Origin of the sequence: Pseudomonas sp. MWU16-30317 (assembly GCF_020515695.1) — a bacterium.
Taxonomy (GTDB): domain Bacteria; phylum Pseudomonadota; class Gammaproteobacteria; order Pseudomonadales; family Pseudomonadaceae; genus Aquipseudomonas.
In genome coordinates, this window is record NZ_JAIWJA010000012.1 from 164,269 (window position 1) to 185,188 (window position 20,920).

Sequence of the window (20,920 nt, forward strand, 5' to 3'; positions counted from 1 at the left end):
AAAAGCGAAGCGTCGATGTCCAACTATCTAGGCGATTGACGCCTAGGCCATAAAAGAAGCAGCTTGGGCATCGGACAAACCCTTGTTTTTCGCATTACGTTAAAAGCAGTATCCGATCACAACATTCTCACTTGCCACCAAAGACCGACGTCCAGTTCCATTTCCATAATATTGTCGCCATCGGTATAAACTACCGACGCGACGTTCGCGCTGAACACGGCAGTTGCACGGCGCGCGCGGCGCATCCTAACTAACGCTAATTACCGGCGGCGGCACCAGGCGAACAACCACTTTTCCGAACGGACCGTTTGCAAGGCAGTCGAGCGCCCGATCTATTTGCTCTGCATTGAACTCAGCCACGACGACCGGCCGAATCTGATGCGCCTCGATAAATTTATTCATTCGTTCGAACATAGCGCGGGAGCCCGTTTCAACGCCGCGTACACGCAGGTTCTTGTTCATCACCGGAAAAATGTCGAGCGGATTGCTGACCGTCTGCACCACGCCGATAATCGCCACCGTCCCTTCAAACGCGGCAGCGCGCGCCGATCGCCGCAACGAGTCGGACAAGCCCATGTCAAGCACCAGTTGCGCACCGACGTCCGCCGTCTCAAGCATAACCTGCTCTTCCCACGAGGGGACCTCGTTGGAATTGATCACACTGTGTGCGCCTAAGCCTAGGGCCATTCGCAACTTCTCCTCGGAACGGGAGACTACGATAACGCTCGCCCCGAGAGCGACGGCAAATTGAATGGCGAATACCGCCACTCCGCCAGTCGTCTGAATAACAACTGTATCGCCCGGTCGGAGCGCCCCCAGCTCCACTACCGCGTGCCACGCCGTCAAGGCGGCAACGGTCAGCGTGGCCGCCTCGCTATCGGTTAAGTGCGCCGGCGCAGCAACCAATTCCTGCTCGTCCATCGTGAGGTGTTCCGCCATCACGCCATCGCGCTCCTGGCTGCCCAACGAACCGCTCAGGCCGTGCGCCGTGAGCGGACCGTCGATCCAGTTCGGCAAAACGGTGCTGCAAACCCGGTCGCCGACACGAAAGCGAGTGACGTGTTTGCCCACTGACTCGACAATGCCAACCGCGTCTGTCAATGGAATACGATCGCTGACCGGAGCACGCGTATGATTACCCCGAATAAAATAAAGGTCGCGAAAATTAAGCCCCGCCGCCAGTACTCGCAGGCGCACTTCGGTCGGCGCCAATGGATGCAGTGTGTGGGACCGCAACTTCTGTTTGACTGCTCCATCCTTTGTGCGATATTCAAAATAACTCATGATTTTTCCTTTTACTTGTTAACCCGCAATATCCATGGGCAGGACGTGTTAAACAATATCGGTCTGCTGCAAAGGACCGTTGACGCTAGCGCAAATATGACGTGCCAATGCACCAAAGCGGTGCAACGAGCTTCCGCCTATCTGACTGAAAAGGTGCATCCTATCTTTAATCGGTTTAGTTTCCTTGGCAGGGCTGGACTCGGCTCATGTACCCCAACTTTGCTGTGACGAAAGAAGTCAATTGAATGAAAATGCTTAATGAAATGGCGGTATTTTCACAAGTCGTTGACAGTGGCAGTTTTTCGGCCGCTGCGCGCAAACTCGCACTTACGACTTCCGCCGTGAGCCGCCATGTCGGACGCCTGGAAAAACATCTCGGCGGAAGATTACTGCTTCGCACCACCCGCGCGCTGTCGCTCACCGAGCTGGGCCAGCAGGTTTACGCTTCCTGCGAACGGATGTTGGGAAACGCGCGCGAAGTCCATGCACTGGCCGGCAGTTACGGGGTCAGCCCCACCGGTACACTACGTCTCAGCGCGCCTGTGGTATTTGGTCAAAACTGGTTGGCGCCAAAGTTGCCAGGCTTTCTGGAAGCGTTTCCCAACGTCAATGTGACGTTGACGTTGATCGACCGCCCTGTCGACTTGGTGAACGATGGTGTGGACCTTGCAATCCGGATCGGCGATACAATTGCACCGGGCTTGATAACGCGGCCACTCTGCACATTCAAGTATCTGCTGATCGCGTCGCCCGATTATCTGCTCCGGCATGGGACACCGGCGTCGCCTGAAGAACTCTCCAAACACCGCTGCAGCTACCTCGGGTATGGCCAGTTTGGTCATGACTGGACCTTGACCGACGGGACCCGTTCCGTTTCGGTGAGTGTGACTGGCCGCCTGATCATAAACAACAGCGCAGCGCTGGTCGCCGCAGTGGCAGAGGGTGGTTCAATAGGCCTGGTTCCGGAATTTGCGGCGCAGTCCGCAATGAAGGATGGCCGGGTTGTTCGCATATTATCCGAGTGGAATTTGTCCGAGCCTTACGTCGGATCTGTGCAGTTTGTGTATACACCAGGGCGGTTTATCGCACAAAAAATAAGGGCTTTCATTGACTATTTCGTCAGCGACGGACCTGTATCTCCCAAGTAGAGGTCGCCTCTTCACAGCGCAAACTCCAGACCTCCGCCTCCTGAGCGGCATTATGGTCGGTCTAAAAGAAAGGTGGGGACAAAGGGTGACCGGCAATGCCAAATCCGGATCGAAATACGTACCCATGCTAAGAACAAACCAAAATTTGGCCAGGGCGACGGCGACACGCCATTTTCCAGCAGATGGGGCAATTCAATCGAGAAGATTGCCTGGTCAAACACCAGTCTACGGTTGTCTGGATGATATATCGAGAGTGAGTCACAGTGTCACCCCACACATGCTTAAAACTGCGGCTCGCGCATGTCCAAGGTGGGTCACTCACCAATACTCGGAACCTTGTTGCGTTGGCGCTCGGGCATGAAGCCGAATACTCTGTTCCCGACAATTCCTTCAGGTACTGTGGTCACGATCAGGCTTGGGGTCAAATCTTGACTCATAAGGCTAATCCCAGGCGCATGGCATCGAGCATGGCGGCGTGCACGTTGCGACTGCTGAGTGCATCACCGATACGGTACAGGGCAAAACCATCACGCTCCTTTGCCGGCTGCGCCTGCAGTTGCAGGAACGCTGGAATATCCAACACGCCGTCGTTGGCGGACAGGGCCCGCAGCGCGTCGAACACTTCGTCCAGCGGCGCAGTGCCGCGCTCGACCACCAGTTTGTCGGCGCGGCGCTGCATCAGCGTCTACCCGGTGAACTCTCCGGTGGCCAGAAGCAGCGCGTGGCCATCGCACGTGCCCTGGCCGCCGATCCCCGCCTGATAATCTGCGACGAAGAGACCTTGGCCCTGGACAAGCTGATCCAGCAAGGCATTATCAACCTGCTGTTGCGCTTGCAAAAGGAATTGGACGTGTCGTACCTGTTCATCACCCATGACATCGCGACCGTGCGCGCCATCGCCGATCGCGTCGTGGTCATGCACCGCGGTCGTGTGGTGCAACAAGGCTCGCGCGAAGAAGTCTCAACCCTCCCCATCCCGCTTACCCCGAACACTTGCTCGCCTGCGAGCCCCGGATGCATCAAGGATGGCTGGATGCGATGAGGCTGGTAGAGGCTTGCTGATGGGAGAAGCGCTTGCGCCGCCTATCGCCTCATCAATTCCTTGAACGACGCCATGAGATAGTCCTTCACCTCGAAGAAATTTCCGCTGTGGGGCCGCCCTGGGTCCCAGACCAGCCCCACATCCATGGACGGTACCGCATCGATCAACTGCCGTCTGACGATCCGGTGCCCATCCAGCGACCATGGTCGGTAGACCAGATCGGACAGAATCGTCACGCCCTGCCCCGCCGCCACCAAACTGCGAACGGCCTCGATCGAGGAACTGCGATAGCCCAGGTTCGGCTGCAGGCCGTAATGGTTCCAGTACTTTTCGACGGTGGAGACGTGTTCGTCCATGTCCAACAGGATGTAGCGCTGCTTGGCCACCTGATCGAGGCTGACGCGATTAGCGTTCATCAAAGGATGCTCAGGATGACCCCACAGTTGGCGTGGCGAGCGAATCAAGGGTTCGCAGGACAATGATTTGTCGTCCGGGAAATTGGAGGCCAGCAACAGCGCCATTTCGAGCTTGCCAGTATTGATATCGTCTTCGATATCAGCACGTTTCAATTCGCTGAAGCTGGGTTCCAGATCGGGGAATTTCTTCTCCAGAGCCCTGATCAGGGGCGACAGCACATAGGCGGAAATGGTCTCGGTCACACCGATGTGCAGTGGGCCGCTGGCGCTCGATACTCTCAAGGCCACAGACTCCATCGCGTCATGCAATCCACTTTCTATCTGCTGCGCATGCCTTAGGAAGCGTGCACCGGCGTCGGTCAAACGTAAGCCGCCGGCATGGCGAGTGAACAAGGTCGCGCCCACGGTCGACTCAAGCCCCTTGAGCGAAGCCGTCATCGATGACTGCGTCACATGGCAACGCTGCGCCGCTTTGGAAATCTGACCCGTGTCGGCAATGGCAACGAAGTGCTGGAGTTGCTTGAGGGTGGGGAGCATCGATTGCCTCGATAATGCAATACCAGTTTATTGAGTTATCAATGTGTCGGCGGCCAGTAATAACATTCAGCCATCAGGTTTGCCATGGGCGATGAGTGATGACCGCTACGCAACGACACGACAAAGTGGGTTACTGCACTCTGTGCCGCTCGCGCTGCGGTACCGTCAACGTTGTCGAAAACGATCAACTCATCGAGGTTCGCCCCAACCCCGAGCATCCCACCGGCAAGGCCATGTGCTTGAAGGGCAAGGCGGCGCCCGAGCTGCTGCACAGCGCCGATCGGCAGCTGTCACCGATGCGGCGCACCCACCCCAAGGGGCATCCTGATCCGGGTTGGAAAATCATCTCCTGGGAGGAGGCGCTGAATGAAGTGGCCCAGCGCCTGGCTGCCGCGAGACGAGATGCAGGGGCGGAATCCGTCGCGTTCGCCGTGACCACGCCCAGCGGCACGCCGCTGAGCGACAGCATCGACTGGATCGAGCGTTTCATCCGCCTCTATGGCAGCCCCAATACCTGTTATGCCACCGAGATCTGCAACTGGCACAAGGACCACGCCCACGCCTTCACTTTCGGTTGCGGCATGCCGACCGCCGATTATCGGCAGGCGGACCTGATCCTGTTGTGGGGGCACAACCCGACCAATACCTGGCTGGCCCAGGCTGAAGCGATTGGCGCGGGGCAGGCCGCGGGCGCGAAAATGATTGTGGTCGATCCACGCAAGACCGCTCTGGCAGGGGAAGCCGATAGCTGGCTGCGCGTGTGCCCGGGCACCGATCTGGCGTTGGCGATGGGCCTCGCCTGGCAGTTGATCGAAAACGACAGCTATGACCAGGCATTCGTTCGCCAGTGGAGTAATGGACCGCTGCTGGTGCGCGCCGACAACGGCCACTTTCTGCGCTGTGCGGACCTCGGTCTGGAGGGCGATCAGGATTTCGTGGTCTGGGATGCAACTCGCCAGGCACCCAGGGCCTCGGCACCGATGACTGCAGAAGCAATGCAACGAGTGGCGCTGCGTGGAACGTTCGAGGTGCAGCTCACCACGCAAGAACTGCCGATCGCCTGCTCGCCAGCCTTTGAACTGTACGCGCGCGAGTGTGCGCTCTACACCCCGCAACGAGTCGAAGCCCTGACGCATATACCGATGGCGCAGTTGCAACAGGCCGCTGCGCTGATCGGATCTGCCTCGCGGGTGGCGTTTCATGCATGGTCGGGGGTCGGACAGCAAGCCAACGCGTCGCAAACCGATCGAGCCATGGCATGCCTGTATGCACTGACGGGCAGCTTCGACGCGGATGGCGGCAATCGCCTGTATCCAAAACTGCCTTACAACCCTGTGATGTCCTTCGACCTGCTGGCGCCCGAGCAGCGCGTCAAGGCCCTGGGCCTCGACGAACGTCCTCTCGGCCCGCCCTCGCAAGGTTGGGTGACGGCTCGGGATTTGTACAAGGCTATCGTCCACGGCCAACCTTACGCCATCCGTACACTGGTGGCATTTGGTACCAACCTGTTGATGTCCCAACCCGATGTTCATCTGGGCGAGCAAGCGCTCGAGGCGCTGGATTTCTACGTGCACTGCGACCTCTTCGAGTCCCCCAGTGCGCGCTATGCCGACATTTTTCTGCCGGTCAACACCCCATGGGAGCGGGAAGGCCTGCGCCTGGGCTTCGAGATTTCCGCCGAGGCCAGTCGCCTGGTGCAGTTGCGCCAGCGCATGGTGTCGCCGCGGGGGGAGTCACGTTCGGACACCGAGATCGTCTTCGACCTGGCCGCACGGCTGGGCATGGACCAGGAATTCTTCGGCGGCTCGCTGGATGCGGGATGGAACCACATGCTCGAACCGCTCGGCCTGAGCGTCGAACAACTGCGCGCCAATCCGCAAGGTATCTTCGTCGACCTGCCGGATCACACGTGCAAGTACGCTCACAAGGCTCGCCATCAGGGCTTCGATACCCCTACCGGACTGGTGGAGCTGTACTCCGAAAAACTCCTGCGCCATGGCTACGCGCCGCTGCCGCGTGCCACTGCGATCGATCCAAGCCTGGAAGCGGCCTACCGCAACTTTCCCATGGTGTTGACCTCGGCCAAGAACGGCTATTTTTGCCATAGCCAGCACCGCAGCCTGGCCTCACTGCGGCGCAAGGCGCTGCACCCCGTGCTGGAAATTTCAACCGACCTGGCCAGCGTCCAGCAGATCGAAAACGGCGATACCGTCGTGGTAACCACTGACCAAGGCCAGGCGCACTTCTCGGCCAGTATCGCCGAGGGCCTGCACCCGGCCGTGGTGGTCGGTGAATACGGTTGGTGGCAGCGCTGTGAGGCTCTGGGGCAGAATGAACTGCCGCCATCGGGCAGTCAGAACAGCAACTTCAACAGTCTGGTGGGCAACGCAGCCATCGACCCCATCAGTGGCTCATCGCCGCTGCGCGCCTATCGCTGCAGCGTGCGACGAGACACCGCCAATGATGAACAACACTGCCGTTGGGAAGACCTGCGGTCCTTCAGGGTGACCGCCCTCAAGGCTGAGGCAGGGGACGTCACCACGGTGAGCTTCGAGGCCAGTGACGGCGGCCGCGTGCCTGATTTCCACCCTGGCCAACACCTCACCGTGCAACTGGCGACACCCCGCGAGCCGAGCCTGCGCTCCTACTCACTCACCGGCCCGGCGCGCCTGGCGCAACGCTGCGGTTATCAGATTTCGGTGCGCCGGGCCTTGGCCACTGATGCCTCGGGCCGCGCCCAGGTTGGCATCGCCTCAGGCTTTATCAACGATCACCTGCAGGTTGGCGACACGTTGCTGGCACGCATGCCCTCGGGACACTTCATCCTGCCGATGCACGCTCGCCGCCCCTTGGTACTCATCGCTTCCGGCATCGGCATCACGCCGTTCCTGAACCTGCTCGAATCGCTGCGCGGCCAAGCGCAGACCCCTTCGATCCTGTTGCTTTACGGCAATCGCAACGGCATTGCCCATGCGTTCAAGGAGCGACTCGCTGAATTGGTCGAGGCAATGCCCAAGGTCAAACTGATCAATTACTACAGCGCTCCCGCCGCTGCCGATCGGCCAGGCCAGGACTATGACGTGGTCGGTCGGGTCAGCGTCGACGATCTGCCCAAGGCGCTGCTGCGCCAGCGCCCATTGTTCTATCTGTGCGGGTCGAGCGCCATGATGAGCGACGTCAATACTCGCCTGCTTGAGCGCGGTGTACCGCGCTTCGATATTCAGCAAGAAGCATTCAAGTCGCCAGTCAAACCGCAAATCCGACCCGGGCAAGTCCACGACGTGACCTTCAGCCGATCGGGCATCACCGCTCAATGGACATCCGCCGACGGCTCGCTGCTGAGCTTCGCCGAAAAACTTGGCGTGCGCTTGCCCAGCGGCTGCCGTGTCGGGCAGTGCGAGAGCTGCGCGGTCACTGTGCAGCACGGCAGTGTGGTGCACCTGCACGGCCAGGAACCTGACCTTGCGGCAATGTGCCTGGCCTGCCAGGCAATACCGTCCAGCGCAATCACGCTGGATGCTTGATATGACCCATGAACCAGGTGAAGCATGCTGATCATCGACACAGAAAAAACCCGAGCGCTGTTGCCTTTCGAGCAGTTGGTGCCCGCCCTTGCCCAAGCATTCCGGGAAGAGGTACAGGTGCCATTGCGGCATAACCATGCCATCCATCCTGACTCGGCGATGCCCGGCTGCATGTTACTGATGCCGGCCTGGAACAATCAGGGCTTTCTCGGCATCAAGACCGTCACCATTTACCCGCAAAACGCGGCCGTCGGCCTTCCCGGCCTGCACTCGACCTACATGCTGCACAGCGCAACCACCGGTGCGCCCTTGGCACTGATCGATGGCAATGAAATCACCTCCCGGCGCACGGCCGCAGCCTCGGCCCTGGCCGCCGATTACCTGAGCCGTGCGCAGTCGAGTTCACTGCTGGTGGTCGGCGCCGGTCGCGTCGCCAGTCTGCTGCCCTACGCCTATCGCGTGATCCGCCCGATTCAGCGCGTGGCGGTATGGGATATCAACCCGGCTCAGGCCACGCGCCTCGTCGATCAGTTGCAAGCGGATGGCTTCGAAGCCCAGGTAGCCGATGACCTGGGGCAAGCCTGCGCGGCGGCCGACATCGTGACCTGCGCCACCCTGTCGACCACACCACTTATCCGACGCGAGTGGCTCAAGCCTGGCACCCATCTGGACCTGATAGGCGGCTTTACCCCGCTGATGCGCGAAAGCGACGACGCCTGCTTCGACGGTACCGAGGTGTTTATCGATACCGCCGAAGCACCGATGAAAGCCGGCGATCTGCTGAGCCCACTGCAGAGTGGAGTGCTGCAGCGTACCGATATCCGTGCCGACCTGGCAGCCCTGTGCAGGGATCTGCATCCGGGGCGCACCGGCGAAACGCAGATCACCGTATTCAAGGCCGTGGGCACCGCCCTGGAGGATCTGGCCGCCGCCCAACTGGTTTACCTGCAAGTCACTAATAATTAGAACGTCTGACCTTTTTTGTATGACTGCCTTCCACTCGTCCCATCAGGAAGACACCCATGAAAGAATCCGTGCTGCACCGTGACACCCTCAAAGAAGACCTTGGCTTTTTCGAGAGAATTGCCGTTAGTGTTTCCAACTGGTCGGAACGTTGGTTTCCCGACTCCTATGTATTTGCCGCTTTGGCGGTGATTCTGGTCGCGGTATGCGCACTGGCCTCGGGGGCCTCGGTGAAGTCTGTGGCCGGCGCCTTCGGTGATGGCTACTGGAGCCTGATTCCGTTCACCATGCAATTGTCCTTCGTGGCCATCTCGGGCTACGTGTGCGCGGTCTCGCCGATGGCTTCCAGGCTGATCGAAAAGCTCGCCGCCCTGCCCCGCTCGGCACGCGCCGCCGTGACCTTCGTGGCGCTGGTCAGCATGGCCCTGTCCCTGGTCAACTGGGCGATCAGCATGGTGTTCAGCAGCCTGCTGGTGCGCGCCCTCGCACGCCGTACCGGGCTGCGGATGGACTACCGCGCCGCCAGTGCCGCCGCCTATCTGGGCATGGGCGCGACTTGGGCACTGGGCCTGACGTCTGCCGCCGCGCAGATCCAGGCCAACCCGGCGAGCCTGCCCAAGTCGCTGCTGGACATCACCGGGATCATTCCCTTTGCGCAGACTATTTTCCTGTGGCAGTCGATGACCATGGCAGTGGTGCTGATCGTGGTGTCGTTGCTGGTGGCCTGGTTCTCGACCCCGGCCCCTGAACGTGCGCATACCGCCCAGGATATGGGTGTGGATTTGAGCGAGCCTGTCACGGACACAAAAAGCGAACGGCGCCCGGGCGAATGGCTGGAGCACAGTCCGGTCCTGACCCTGCTGATGGTGGCGTTGGGCGGGATCTGGTTGTTCAACGAGTTCACCACCAAGGACCCGCTCTACGCAATCTCTTCACTCAACACCTACAACATCCTGTTCCTCATGCTGGGCATGTTGCTGTGCTGGAGGCCCCGACGCTTCCTGGATGCGGTGGCCAAATCGGTACCGTCACTGGCAGGAATGCTCATTCAGTTTCCGCTCTATGGCGCCATCGCCTTCATGATGACCAAGGCACCGGGTATCGACGGCGCGACTCTTTCACACCACATCGCCGCCGCGTTCGTCACCGTGGCCGACAGCAATACCTTTGCTCCGGTGATGGGTGCCTATTCGGCGGTGCTGGGCTTTCTGATTCCGTCCGGGGGCGGTAAGTGGATCATTGAAGCGCCCTACGTGATGCAGGCAGCCAACGAATTGAAGGTCAATCTCGGCTGGGCCGTGCAGGTGTACAACGCCGCTGAAGCATTGCCAAATCTGATCAATCCGTTCTGGATGCTGCCGATGCTGGGGATTCTGGGTATCAAGGCACGGGATGTAGTGGGCTTCACCTTTACCCAGCTACTCGTGCACGCGCCACTGGTACTGCTGATGCTGTGGGGGTTTTCGATGACGCTGGATTATGTTGCGCCCGTGATGCCTTGATTATGTCGACGCGTAACTCAGAGGAGCTGGATCCGGCCGTTGTCGACACGGCGATCCACTGGCTAGTGCGCCTGCGATTCAACCAGGCAGATGAACACACATAGCGCATTTTCGAACACTGGCTACAGCAGCGCCCGGAGCATTTGTTGGCGTGGCAGCGTGTGCAAGCGCTAGGGGATGAATTCGCAGGCATCCCGGCTCAGCTCGCCCGACAAACCCTCGACAGCAGCGGCCGTGGAATGCGTCGACGCAAATGCCTGAAGCTGCTGGGTCTATTGACCACGGTCAGTGCAACCGCCTGGCTCGGCCGAGATTACACACCGCTACCGGCCATGCTTGCGCAGCAGCATAGTGGCACCGGCGAACAACGAAGCTTCCAGCTGGATGATGGCAGCCTGATCCAGCTCAACAGCAACAGCGCTGTCGACAGCGTTTTTGACACACACAGACGCCTGATCATTTTGCGCCGTGGTGAAATCATCGTGAACGTCGGCGCGGATGAGCGCTCGACGCAACCGCGACCTTTTTGGGTGCAGACACGCGACGGAGTCATCCGCGCCCAGAGCCCGCGCTTTCTGGCGCGCGAGCGTGACGACGGTACTCTGCTCGCGTTTCAGGGACGGGCCGTCACGGTCTTCCCTGGATACCGCCGGCCCGTTACCGACAGCGTTGGCGGCAGCGTTGGCGGCAGCGTTGCGACCCGAACCCCATTGCTGTTTACCTCAGGCGGGGTCCGTGAGTTCAGGGATAACGGCCTTGATACCTGCTATTGCTGATGCTCCGCTATACGCAGGCACTGATTACGCAGATGTCCCAGGCTGCCTTGTGCAATCGCCATCACTCCATCGATCAGCAGTTATGCCGGTGGCTTCTGTTGTCCCTGGGTCGTCTGCAGGGCAATCAACTGAGCATGACGCAAGAGCTGATCGCCAACATGCTCGGGGTTCGCCGAGAAGGCGTCACCGAAGCCGCCGGCAAGCTGCAACGCCAAGACGTCATCGAATACAGGCGTGGACAGATTCGAGTTCTTGACCGCCCTCGGCTGGAGCAGCTCTCCTGCGAGAGCTATTCGGTGGTCAAGGCCGAAACCGATCGATTGCAGCAATACACACGACAGCGTCATAAATGATCACCGACCGGCCATGTTCAAAAGTCCTGCTCCGACAAAAATCTTCGTTACCTGTCCATTGGCCACGTGCGGCACCGAACAGACGTCGAAGACCGCTCAGCGCACAGTAATGAATTGGTTGAGTCACTTGCTCGACCAGCAGCCTTGTCGTGTATCAGATACACCATGCCGTATAGAAAAGGACAACCCTATGCTACGCAGCATGCAAGATCTCGAGAGTCTTACTCTCGGCGCCATCGACGGTGACATCGGCACGGTGAAAGACTTCTACTTCGATGATGAGGTCTGGGTCGTGCGCTATCTAATAGTAGATACCGGATCCTGGCTCTTCAGCCGAAAGGTGCTCATACCGCCTTTCGCCATCAAAGAAAACGATATAGGATCTCATCGGCTGCTGGTGACACTCAACAAGGACCAAGTCGAGAATAGCCCCAACATAGGCACCGACAGGCCGATTTCCCGGCAACACGAGATGCAATCTCTTAGTTACTACGGCTACCCTTACTATTGGGGAAGTGCAGGTAACGCCTCCTCCTCAGGAGGCCCAGACAGTCTGACCAGGAAGAATCTGGCGACTGCACATCGCCTCCTCCATCAAAATGACGATCCGCATTTACGTAGTTGCCAAGCCATCATCGGTTACCACATCAGAGCCACCGATGGGGAGATAGGTCATGTCGAAAGTCTGCTGATCAACGAAGAGACTTGGGCCGTTCAATATCTGGTTGTTTACACCAGCAACTGGTGGCTTGGACACACCGTGCTGATCTCACCCGAGTGGATCGATTCTGTGTCATGGGAGGACCAGACAGTGGCGCTGGACCTTGATCAGGACGCTGTCAAAACTTCACCACAGTACGACTCATCGGAGCAGTTGAATCGCGGGCACGAAGCGACGTTGTACAAACACTACGGCAGGGTCGGCTATTGGCAGGTTGAAACGGTTACGCAAATCAATGTGCGAGAGTGATGGCGAAACTTCAGTTCGGGGCAGCACCTGTTTTCCAACGGCTGCGCACCTGCGACTTTGCTCCCCTGAAACGCGGCCACGTTGACGACCTTGGGGCATCGAAAATCGCTTCTTGAGTCACGGGTTGGGCACCATTGGAAGGCGCACACCGGAGGCCGTGGCCATGCTTGGAGTGACGGTGGTCAATTTGTTCGTGGTGATGCTCACAGTGATTCTTCACTACGAATGTCTTCTTCGTTTAAACCTGTTATTACCCCGGCTGAGGATTTGGTTGCGTTTCAGGCTAGTGATTGGTGTTTTTGGCGCTATGGCAGCCCACGCTGCGGAGGTCTGGTGTTTTGCTCTCGCCTACCGGCTGATTATCGCCTACACAGACTGGGGCACGTTGGAGGGTCAGTTCGATGGTAGTTTGCTGGATTGCGTCTACTTTTCTTTCACCACGTTTACAACCATCGGTTTTGGCGACATTCAACCAGTCGGCTCGCTCAAGTTTCTGACCGGTCTAGAAGCCTTGACGGGACTGATGCTCATCACCTGGACCGCCTCGTTTCTATTCCTGGAAATGCAAAGGTATTGGGAGGTCAATGACTGATGGATGTCGGGGTCATCTTTACCTAGACGCCCCATCGACGCTTCAGCGCTCTCACTTCTTCGAGCAAATCGACAACTAGCGCTGCCAGTTCGGGATTCGCATCGAAGTCCCGTTCCACTGCAAGCATTTCGCGAGCCCTTCGCAATTGCGAGCTGGTAAAGCGGTAATCGATCCAGGGCCCAGAGCCAGCTGGGTCAAGGAGGCCAGCGTCGACTCGCTCGATCACCCATGCCACCTGGACATTGCAGGCGTGCGCCAGCTGCGCAGTGTCCAGCAGAACGATATCAACCTGCTCGACGGTCGTAATCTGGATATTGGCCATTTTCATACCCCTTTGTTCTGACGAGGATTGAAGGAGATTTCGCTTGCCATCGTTTCATAAAGCTTGCGCATCTTTTCACTGTCCGCGGGTGGTAGGACGATCTCCAATTGCAGGTAGAGGTCACCTGCTGGCGAGCCTGGAATACCCCGATTCTTCAAACGCAGCTGTCTTCCCCCTTGGGAGTCTGGAGGCACTTTGACATTTACGATTCCAGACGGGGTAGAGGTCTCGACGGAGGCGCCCAGGCCCGCTTCCCAGGGAGTAACTGGAAGCGATTGGAATACGTCTGCGCCTTCAACCCGGTAACGTGGATCGGCCCGTAGCTGGATCTCCAAGTAAAGATCCCCAGCCAATTCGCCTCCACTGCCCGGCAGCCCTTGGCCACTCAGCCGGATCTGTTGACCGGGTCGAATACCTTTGGGGACTTTCACACTGAGCGTATGGTCCTGGATCACCAGGCGTCCTGACGCATCGTGGCGAGGTCCACGCAGGGTGATAGTCTGGGTCGTTCCGGAATACAGATCAGCCAACCCGACGTTGATCGACGAGTGTTGATCTTCGCCCTTCTGCGCCCTGCTGCCGTGCCCTCCTTCTTGGTGGGCCTGGCCAAAAAAATCAGCAAAAAAATCGCTGAAGTCCGGAGCACTACCCGAGGACCGTCGAGGCCCACTGAACTCGAATCCGGCATCCCATCCTGGCGGTGGCTTGTACGGTTGGCCTTCCTCGAAGCTGTCACCTAATTGGTCGTACGCTTCGCGCTTTTCGGGATCGTAGAGCACCGCATAAGCTTCGTTTATCTCCTTCATCCGAAGCTCTGCATCTTTCTCCTTGCTAACGTCCGGATGATATTTGCGAGCGTGCTTTCGATAAGATTTTTTGATCTCTTCGGCAGTCGCGGTATTGGGTACGTCCAGAATCTGATAGTAATTCTTGAATTCCACGGTGGTGCTCCGGGGACGACGATGACAAGCATCATGCACCCTGTAGCGGTTACCGTCTGCTGAGGACTGAGCTTAAGGTGATATAAGTCAACAACGGCGCCCTGCCGCCCTTTATCAGGAACGATCCGATGCTGCCCAAGCCTCGCAGGATCTTCAATAATCAACGCCTTGCCCGTGCACGAATATGGCGAGGCCGGATCGGCCTGTTTCTTGTCGCCGCACTCAGCATGCTATCGGGCATGACGGATGCCATCGGATTCATGGCGACGGGGGATTTTGTCTCGTTCATGAGTGGAAATACCACGCGCCTGGCAGTCGAGGTCAGTGAAGGCAATTGGCGGGCGATCCTGCACTTGGTACTGGTGGTCATCACATTCGTGATGGGTAACTCGGTTGGGGTGGTCATCAGCCGAAAGACCGGCCGGCGCGCCTTACCCCTGATGCTATGTATCGCTGCGCTTCTCTGCACCGCAGCGCTGTTGGCACGAGCGCCACAGGTGCTGTCGCTGCTTGCCACCGTTTTTGCCATGGGCGCGCTGAATGCAGCCGTAGAGCAAGTCAATGGTTTGCCTATCGGTGTCACCTATGTGACCGGAGCACTATCTAGGTTCGGCCGCGGGCTCGGCGGATGGTTGACCGGAGAGCGCCCCAATGGATGGCGGGTACAGCTTGTGCCATGGTCCGGAATGCTTATAGGAGCGATTATCGGCGCGACGTTGGAACACCGTCTCGGTCTGGATGCATTGTGGTTCAGCGGCGCACTTGCGTTAGCACTAGGCGTCGCTTTTTTGAAAATTCCCCGACGGTGGCAACTGAGCTATACGTCACGTTAGGCCGTCCTCGCTGTCGGTGAGCGCCTGCTCGCCACGATCGTAGACTCGGCCACCCCCAACCACGCCGTAAAGGCCGGCGCCATGGCCGAGGTTTTCGTTCTGGGCTGGAAACGGCGCGCACCCTCGAAGCTGCTCGAACCGAAGCCCTGTACATCCTGTTCGAAGAGGCTACGGAAAAGCGGCCAAGACATATGGCGCGGCCTAGCAAATGAACCACCATCCGATGAAAACAGCATGTTAGTGCAAGCTGTAGTATTGAGTTCATTGAGTAAACGCTCGCTGGGCAAGCTGGAATTTGCCGCTCTTAGCACTCATCGGCCCAAGAATCTCCCTTCCCCGGCATCCCTGCCAACCTCCTACCCACCTGGCTGGAAATTCCCTCGTCTCAATACTGACAAGGACCGAATCCAAAGGGTCTCTGTGGATCGATACATTGACGCTGTCTCTCTGGAATCTCGCAGCGTATGCTTCTCCCTCAGAGTAACAACGTTGGCAGCCCATTATAAGCCGGTGAAAGCTATTAAATGAGGCGCCTCGCGACTTCCGCCCCCTGCCGTAGCTTCAAAAGCTCACAGTAGCCGTCCCATGCACTATAATAAGGCGCCAGTCATAAAAGCCTATTGGATACCGCTGACGCATAATTTTCCACGATGCCATATGACTCAAGCACACTTAGCCGATTGACCCATGATGATCGGCTACCTAAAGGAGTAGGATTGATGCGAATTCTCGTGATAGAGCGCCATCGGAAATTCAATGACGATTTAGTCGATTTCCTTTATAACAACGGCCACCATGTGGAAAACGCATACGACGGGCTAACAGGACTCAATCTCGCAGTCACCATGCAATTTGACGCTATAGTAGTCGGCACCAAGGCGCCAAGAATGGATGGCTACCAGATTTGCCACTCACTACGTCAATACTCAAAATCCCAGCTCAGTATCATTATGATCGGAGACTTTGAAAGCCTACCGGAGCGGCTTACCGGCTTTGAGATGGGGGTTGATGATTTCATCACGATGCCTTGTGCGTTTAGCGAAGTTTTGGCACGCACTCAAGCGGTAGTTTCGAGGCGCACTCGGCGTGGAAATCGAGTTCTCAGGGTAGAGGATCTGTCGTTTGATCTTGATACCTTTGAGGTGACTCGCGAGCAGATTTTATTGCGACTGAATTTGACCTGCCTGAAGCTTCTAGAACTATTCATGCGGCGTAGTCCCGCCGTCGTTTCCCGCAACGAGTTGCGAAAGGCTGTATGGGGTCGTGATGCTCACCGCGGTGATAGCCTACGTAGTAATATTCATCTTCTACGTACAGTTCTTGATAGGGACTTCGATTCGCCGTTGCTACACACCGTGCACGGTCGCGGTTACAAGCTGGCGGCTGTCGAATGATGCACCATCATCGACGTCTCATGAGCAACTTTCAAAGTTCTCAGCCGCGAGAGAATTATATTATTCTATGTACTATCATCTTCTCTCACTAATCTGAAATCCTGGCTGGATAATCCACCCCCGCTATACTCGCTTCTCCAGCCAAGGAGTAGGCTATGCCCGATCCCCGATACTTCACATGGACCAAGGAAGACTCATCGCCTCCGACATGATTAATTGCTGATTGTCACGTCCCCCCCAGTTCCTGATGAACCGCGATACAGACTTCCAGCACGGACCTACCTGCCCACGGCGCGAGCCAGGACAGCGACGCTACAACTCTCTAAGCCGAAACCCCTTCGTGCAGACCAACCGGATCGGTGTGGCATTCTGGAGTACTTCAACCTGTAGCTCGATCAAGGCCCGAGTCGAGCACTCAGGTGGATGTAGCGCGCGTGATGCCTGAATGCGCCCCCGACCCCTCTAGAGAAGGAGAAAGGAAACTCTCAAAAGCTTTAATTAATTTATGGTATTTCGGTGCGAAATGTGTGTTTTATTTTATTTATTTTTTTTCAAAAATTAAATAGGTTATATTTCAAGAGGTTGGGTATTTATTCAGTAAAATCAATATATTTGCTTAAGGTTTGTTTCTCATAGCCGATAGCCTCATACGCCCGTGGTCCCGTGCTCTACATAAAGGTAATAATATGAGAAATTTTAGCGTGTCGGTTAGAGCCGGGGTTAGTTTTATGCTAATCACCTGTTTGCTCATTGCGTTGGGGGGAATTTCTCTGTGGAAAATGCAGGAGCTAAGGGCGAATCTGAATGAGCTGCGGACCGATGCTATGGCAAGCATTTCCGTGGCCAATAAAATAAGTACTGCAACGTTACGACTACGTCTCAATGTTCGCCGCTTCATTGGGCTCGATGCAAAGACCAAGGAGCTTGCGGTCGCGCAGTTGAAAGCGTCTAGAGACGTAATGCTGAAGCAGGTGGCGTCTTATGCGCCCTTTGCCCCTACCGATGAAGCGGGCCGTCAGGAGCGAGAAAGCTATCAGACTGTGGATTCTTCAGCCAATAAATTCTCAAGCCAGGTGGACGCCGTCATTGAACTCGGTAGAACCAGTACGATTGACGCTGTAACCGCGTATGTGGATACAAATATTGCGCCAGTGGCACAGGTGCTACAAGACGCAACCGATGTATTGATTAAAATAAATGAAGATCAGGCCGATGAGGTGGGCGAGTCTTCAGAGAAGTCATATCAAGCCGGTGTTTTATTCATTTGGCTGATTATTATCGCGTCGGTGCTGGCCACTGTAGTTTTGGCGGTGCTGTTGACCCGGAGTATCGTTCGCCCGCTCAACGAGTTGCTTGTGCTCAATAACAAGATTGCCAGTGGAGACCTCAGCGGGGAAGTCGGTTTTTCAGGTAAGGATGAAATTTCCGCACTGCAGAAATCGACCTCCAACATGCAGAAAAACCTGCGTCAAACGATCAGTTTGATCAGTAGCTCATCCACCCAGCTGGCCTCCGCCGCCGAACAAATGAGCTCCATCACGGCGCAATCCAGCGAAGGCCTTGGGCGGCAAAACCAGGAGATCGAACAAGCAGCCACTGCAGTCAATGAAATGACCGCAGCGGTCGATGAGGTTGCGCGCAATGCCGCAGCTGCCTCCACTGCCGCCAAGGCGTCGAACGCTTCAACCGTACGTGGTACTCATCGGGTTTCCAGTACCGTTAATGCGATTGAAAAGCTCAGCGCCACCGTCTTGGCGACCAGCGTCGACGTGCAACGCCTCGCAGGTCAGTCGCAAGACATCAGCAAAGTATTGGCGGTCATCAGAAAAATCGCCGAACAGACCAACCTGCTGGCACTCAACGCGGCCATTGAAGCTGCGCGCGCAGGCGAGCAGGGAAGGGGCTTTGCCGTGGTAGCCGACGAAGTCAGAGCGCTTGCCCACCGCACACAACAATCGACGCAAGAAATAGAGCAGATGATCGACGCAATACTCAATGGTTCTGAATTGGCCACTCGGTCGATGCAGGACAGTTGCGACGGGGCAAAAGATACCTTGAATGTAGCGCATGAAGCAGGTGCTGCCCTGACAGAGATCGCCCAGAGCATTCGCGAGATTACCGAGATGAACACCCTGATCGCCACCGCCGCCGAGCAGCAGGCACAAGTTGCGCGCGCCATCGATCACAACCTGGTCAGTATCCGCGATTTGTCTGCGCTCAGCACCGAAGGCGCAGGTCAGACATCCGTCGCCAGTAATGAGCTTTCACGCCTTGCCGCAGAAATGAACGCCGTGGTCATACGCTTCAAAATGTAAGCGTGAAGTTCAGCGATTCAGTCTGAGTTCAGCTTCGTTGATTCAACCTGGCAAGCGTGTCTTTCAGTTGTAATGGAACGATATTTGATGCGCCTTCCATAAAAACGAGGTCGCTTTCGAAAAAGTCCTCCTCGTCGCTACGGTCGGCTTCGAATATTCAACAGAATCTGGACGCAGTACCTAGCTCCATAGAGCGCCCTCGCTCCACTACGCATGTTCGTAGGTCATGTTAGCCGACGCCTACCTGAGATTGTCCACCGCTGAGAACACGCAAAACGGGTACCGGGCATGGCAAGGGCGACTGGCCGCACATGAAGCGGTCAACCCGCCTGCAAACCACTGACAAGGAGTTGCGCATGAGCCTCGAGAACATGATCCTGCCGCAAGCCATCCTCGCCGCGATCGAGCAAGCGGCCACCCCAACCATGCAGTGATAGCTGGTGCCATGGCCGAGGATTCGTCCCTGGGCTGGAAACAGCACGCACCCTCGGAGCTGCCAGGATCGAGAAGATGTATATCCTGTTCGATGAAGCAACGGAAAATCGGTTGAGGGATATGGTACAGGCGAGAAAGTAAGCCAGCGGACAACCGGAGCGGGGCAAGATTTCCGGGCGAAAAACCGAATCTACAGTGGAAGCATGGATTAACGGCTATTCGCCTCTTCGCAGTCGCAAGGCCTTGATTGCGCCCATCAAAGCAAAATCGACACCTGCAAGCAGTGACTCTTTCTCCATGGAACTGATCAGCTCGATTCTGCTCAACGCTTCGACCACCGAAACGGCACTATCATGGCAGCCTTGAGCATTGGCCGGGTGTCGGCCCATGTACAGCATGTCTTGGTTCAAGTGAACCAAAAACCTAGTTCTTATCGCGGCATCGAAGTCCGAAAGCATCGTAATGTCCTAGAAAGGAAATCAACCTCGACTATGCGCTTATGTGGTCAACAAATGCTGACCGTCCATCCCTGAGATATGCGTCCAACCCCAGGTAGCTGCAGGACTGAAGCGCAACGTCAATAACATCGCGATCACGATAGGCGTGAGGATCAGCGCCGCACCATCATTGGCGAATAACGCCGACACGGCGGCGCCCAGCAGGATGATAAAAGCGAAGAGCTTGCGCGTATTCCCCGCCCCCCAGCGTGCAACATGCAAGGCCGTCCACTCGAAGAAGCCCGCCTCATCGAGTAAGAGACTGATGGTGATCACGGCGATAAAGGTGGCGGTGGCATTCCAGACGATATGCCAAACCTCGGAAATGTCCCCCAGCGTGACGACGCCGGCCAACAGGGCGAGCACCGCTCCAAAGGTCGCGCTCCAGCCAACGCCCAGCCCTTGAGGCTGCCAGATGACCAGAACGATAGTGGCGATAAAGATCAATAGGGCAATTAGCATTTTGCAACCTACTTAGAACGTAAATCAGCTGCACAGGGTCTGGTTGTCAGGCCGATCTTCCATGCCGCACAGGCGCTTGGCTTCGGTCTCGAGCCAGTGCTGATTGGCGTCCATGACCTCTTTCAAGAGCGCAGTTACCCAGGTTGGGAGCGCTGGATGCAGCTGGTATGTAGTGGTCTAATGAAACCGGACACCCATTTAGGCGAGAATGCTCGCCACAGAGAGGTGTCTGATGACCAAGCAACGTCGTACCTTTACCCCAGAGTTCAAGCGCGAGGCTGCGTGCCTGGTGCTCGACCAAGGCTACAGCCATACCGAAGCAGCCCGTTCGCTTGGGCTTGTTGAGTCGGCCTTGCGTCGTTGGGTGAACCAGCTCCAGCAAGAACGTGGCGGTGTTACTCCGACCAGCAAAGCCCTGACGCCTGAGCAGCAAAAAATCCAGGAACTCGAAGCTCGTATCAATCGGCTGGAACGGGAAAAATCCATCTTAAAAAACCGCCTCCCCGGCGCGCCGCGGCCCACTGGACTAGAAACACTACGTACTACACTGAACTCTCTGGACAGTGGTCGCTGGCTTTTTGGAGGCTAAGTCCCCGTCAAAAAACTTGACCCAG

General features: G+C 57.1%; 17 protein-coding genes and 5 pseudogenes. 14 read left to right on the forward strand and 8 right to left on the reverse strand.

Annotated elements, in window-relative coordinates; translation table 11 throughout:
- Window positions 1-246: 246 nt before the first annotated feature.
- Window positions 247-1,284, reverse strand: coding sequence for an NAD(P)-dependent alcohol dehydrogenase (locus tag LIX93_RS26575; RefSeq protein ID WP_226507029.1), 1,038 nt, complete (start codon window positions 1,282-1,284; stop codon window positions 247-249).
- A gap of 245 nt (window positions 1,285-1,529) precedes the next feature.
- Here LIX93_RS26575 and LIX93_RS26580 point away from each other — a divergent pair, with 245 nt between their 5' ends.
- Window positions 1,530-2,432, forward strand: coding sequence for a LysR family transcriptional regulator (locus LIX93_RS26580; protein WP_226507030.1), 903 nt, complete (start codon window positions 1,530-1,532; stop codon window positions 2,430-2,432).
- A gap of 433 nt (window positions 2,433-2,865) precedes the next feature.
- On the opposite strand, the gene LIX93_RS26585 is transcribed toward LIX93_RS26580, so the two are convergent.
- Window positions 2,866-3,111: a hypothetical protein gene (locus LIX93_RS26585; RefSeq protein ID WP_226507049.1), complete on the reverse strand. Its 246-nt coding sequence runs from the start codon at window positions 3,109-3,111 to the stop codon at window positions 2,866-2,868.
- Here LIX93_RS26585 and LIX93_RS26590 point away from each other — a divergent pair.
- Window positions 3,112-3,494 (forward strand): annotated as a pseudogene (locus LIX93_RS26590) (ABC transporter ATP-binding protein); the annotation flags it as partial.
- A gap of 21 nt (window positions 3,495-3,515) precedes the next feature.
- Here the strand turns inward: LIX93_RS26590 and LIX93_RS26595 are convergent.
- Window positions 3,516-4,427: a LysR family transcriptional regulator gene (locus LIX93_RS26595; RefSeq protein WP_226507031.1), complete on the reverse strand. Its 912-nt coding sequence runs from the start codon at window positions 4,425-4,427 to the stop codon at window positions 3,516-3,518.
- Window positions 4,428-4,525: 98 nt separating this feature from the next.
- Here LIX93_RS26595 and LIX93_RS26600 point away from each other — a divergent pair, with 98 nt between their 5' ends.
- The 7 genes and pseudogenes from LIX93_RS26600 (at window position 4,526) to LIX93_RS26630 (ending at window position 13,107) form a co-directional block, all read left to right on the forward strand.
- On the forward strand, window positions 4,526-7,951 hold the full coding sequence (locus tag LIX93_RS26600) for a molybdopterin-dependent oxidoreductase (RefSeq protein WP_226507032.1): 3,426 nt from the start codon (window positions 4,526-4,528) through the stop codon (window positions 7,949-7,951).
- Between the two features lie 24 nt (window positions 7,952-7,975).
- Window positions 7,976-8,917, forward strand: coding sequence for an ornithine cyclodeaminase family protein (locus LIX93_RS26605; RefSeq protein WP_226507033.1), 942 nt, complete (start codon window positions 7,976-7,978; stop codon window positions 8,915-8,917).
- A gap of 56 nt (window positions 8,918-8,973) precedes the next feature.
- Entirely contained in the window at window positions 8,974-10,416 is a 1,443-nt protein-coding gene (locus LIX93_RS26610) for a TIGR00366 family protein (protein WP_226507034.1), read from the forward strand.
- A 332-nt stretch (window positions 10,417-10,748) separates the two neighbouring features.
- Window positions 10,749-11,192 (forward strand): FecR domain-containing protein, encoded by a 444-nt coding sequence (locus LIX93_RS26615; protein ID WP_226507048.1) that lies wholly within the window; start codon window positions 10,749-10,751, stop codon window positions 11,190-11,192.
- A pseudogene (locus LIX93_RS26620) lies at window positions 11,180-11,545 on the forward strand (helix-turn-helix domain-containing protein); the annotation flags it as partial. The gene LIX93_RS26615 and the pseudogene LIX93_RS26620, both read left to right, overlap by 13 nt.
- A gap of 190 nt (window positions 11,546-11,735) precedes the next feature.
- Window positions 11,736-12,515: a PRC-barrel domain-containing protein gene (locus LIX93_RS26625; RefSeq protein WP_226507035.1), complete on the forward strand. Its 780-nt coding sequence runs from the start codon at window positions 11,736-11,738 to the stop codon at window positions 12,513-12,515.
- 163 nt (window positions 12,516-12,678) lie between these two features.
- Window positions 12,679-13,107 carry a potassium channel family protein gene (locus tag LIX93_RS26630; protein ID WP_226507036.1) on the forward strand — a complete coding sequence of 143 codons (429 nt, stop codon included), beginning with the start codon at window positions 12,679-12,681 and terminating at the stop codon, window positions 13,105-13,107.
- A gap of 22 nt (window positions 13,108-13,129) precedes the next feature.
- Here LIX93_RS26630 and LIX93_RS26635 read toward each other — a convergent pair whose 3' ends face one another.
- Both LIX93_RS26635 and LIX93_RS26640 read right to left on the reverse strand, forming a co-directional pair.
- Window positions 13,130-13,429: a chaperone modulator CbpM gene (locus LIX93_RS26635; protein ID WP_226507037.1), complete on the reverse strand. Its 300-nt coding sequence runs from the start codon at window positions 13,427-13,429 to the stop codon at window positions 13,130-13,132.
- Window positions 13,430-13,431: 2 nt separating this feature from the next.
- Complete coding sequence (locus LIX93_RS26640; protein WP_226507038.1) at window positions 13,432-14,370, reverse strand: DnaJ C-terminal domain-containing protein; 939 nt, start codon at window positions 14,368-14,370, stop codon at window positions 13,432-13,434.
- A 128-nt stretch (window positions 14,371-14,498) separates the two neighbouring features.
- On the opposite strand from LIX93_RS26640, the gene LIX93_RS26645 reads away from it, so the two are divergent.
- From LIX93_RS26645 to LIX93_RS29630, 4 genes are all read left to right on the forward strand, one after another.
- Window positions 14,499-15,203: a YoaK family protein gene (locus tag LIX93_RS26645; protein ID WP_226507039.1), complete on the forward strand. Its 705-nt coding sequence runs from the start codon at window positions 14,499-14,501 to the stop codon at window positions 15,201-15,203.
- A gap of 719 nt (window positions 15,204-15,922) precedes the next feature.
- Window positions 15,923-16,597, forward strand: a complete 675-nt coding sequence (locus LIX93_RS26650) for a response regulator transcription factor (protein WP_226507040.1) — start codon at window positions 15,923-15,925, stop codon at window positions 16,595-16,597.
- Between the two features lie 686 nt (window positions 16,598-17,283).
- Window positions 17,284-18,912, forward strand: a complete 1,629-nt coding sequence (locus LIX93_RS26655) for a methyl-accepting chemotaxis protein (protein WP_226507041.1) — start codon at window positions 17,284-17,286, stop codon at window positions 18,910-18,912.
- Window positions 18,913-19,223: 311 nt separating this feature from the next.
- Window positions 19,224-19,346 carry a hypothetical protein gene (locus LIX93_RS29630; RefSeq protein ID WP_260524928.1) on the forward strand — a complete coding sequence of 41 codons (123 nt, stop codon included), beginning with the start codon at window positions 19,224-19,226 and terminating at the stop codon, window positions 19,344-19,346.
- 216 nt (window positions 19,347-19,562) lie between these two features.
- Here the strand turns inward: LIX93_RS29630 and LIX93_RS26660 are convergent, their stop codons facing one another.
- The 3 genes and pseudogenes from LIX93_RS26660 to LIX93_RS26670 form a co-directional block, all read right to left on the reverse strand.
- Window positions 19,563-19,805 (reverse strand): hypothetical protein, encoded by a 243-nt coding sequence (locus tag LIX93_RS26660; protein WP_226507042.1) that lies wholly within the window; start codon window positions 19,803-19,805, stop codon window positions 19,563-19,565.
- Window positions 19,806-19,898: 93 nt separating this feature from the next.
- Window positions 19,899-20,306, reverse strand: a pseudogene (locus tag LIX93_RS26665) (ArsB/NhaD family transporter); the annotation flags it as partial.
- A 24-nt stretch (window positions 20,307-20,330) separates the two neighbouring features.
- Window positions 20,331-20,474: pseudogene (locus LIX93_RS26670) on the reverse strand (transcriptional regulator); the annotation flags it as partial.
- Between the two features lie 64 nt (window positions 20,475-20,538).
- Between LIX93_RS26670 and LIX93_RS26675 the strand changes: the two are divergent.
- A pseudogene (locus tag LIX93_RS26675) lies at window positions 20,539-20,799 on the forward strand (transposase); the annotation flags it as partial.
- Between the last annotated feature and the right edge of the window lie 121 nt (window positions 20,800-20,920).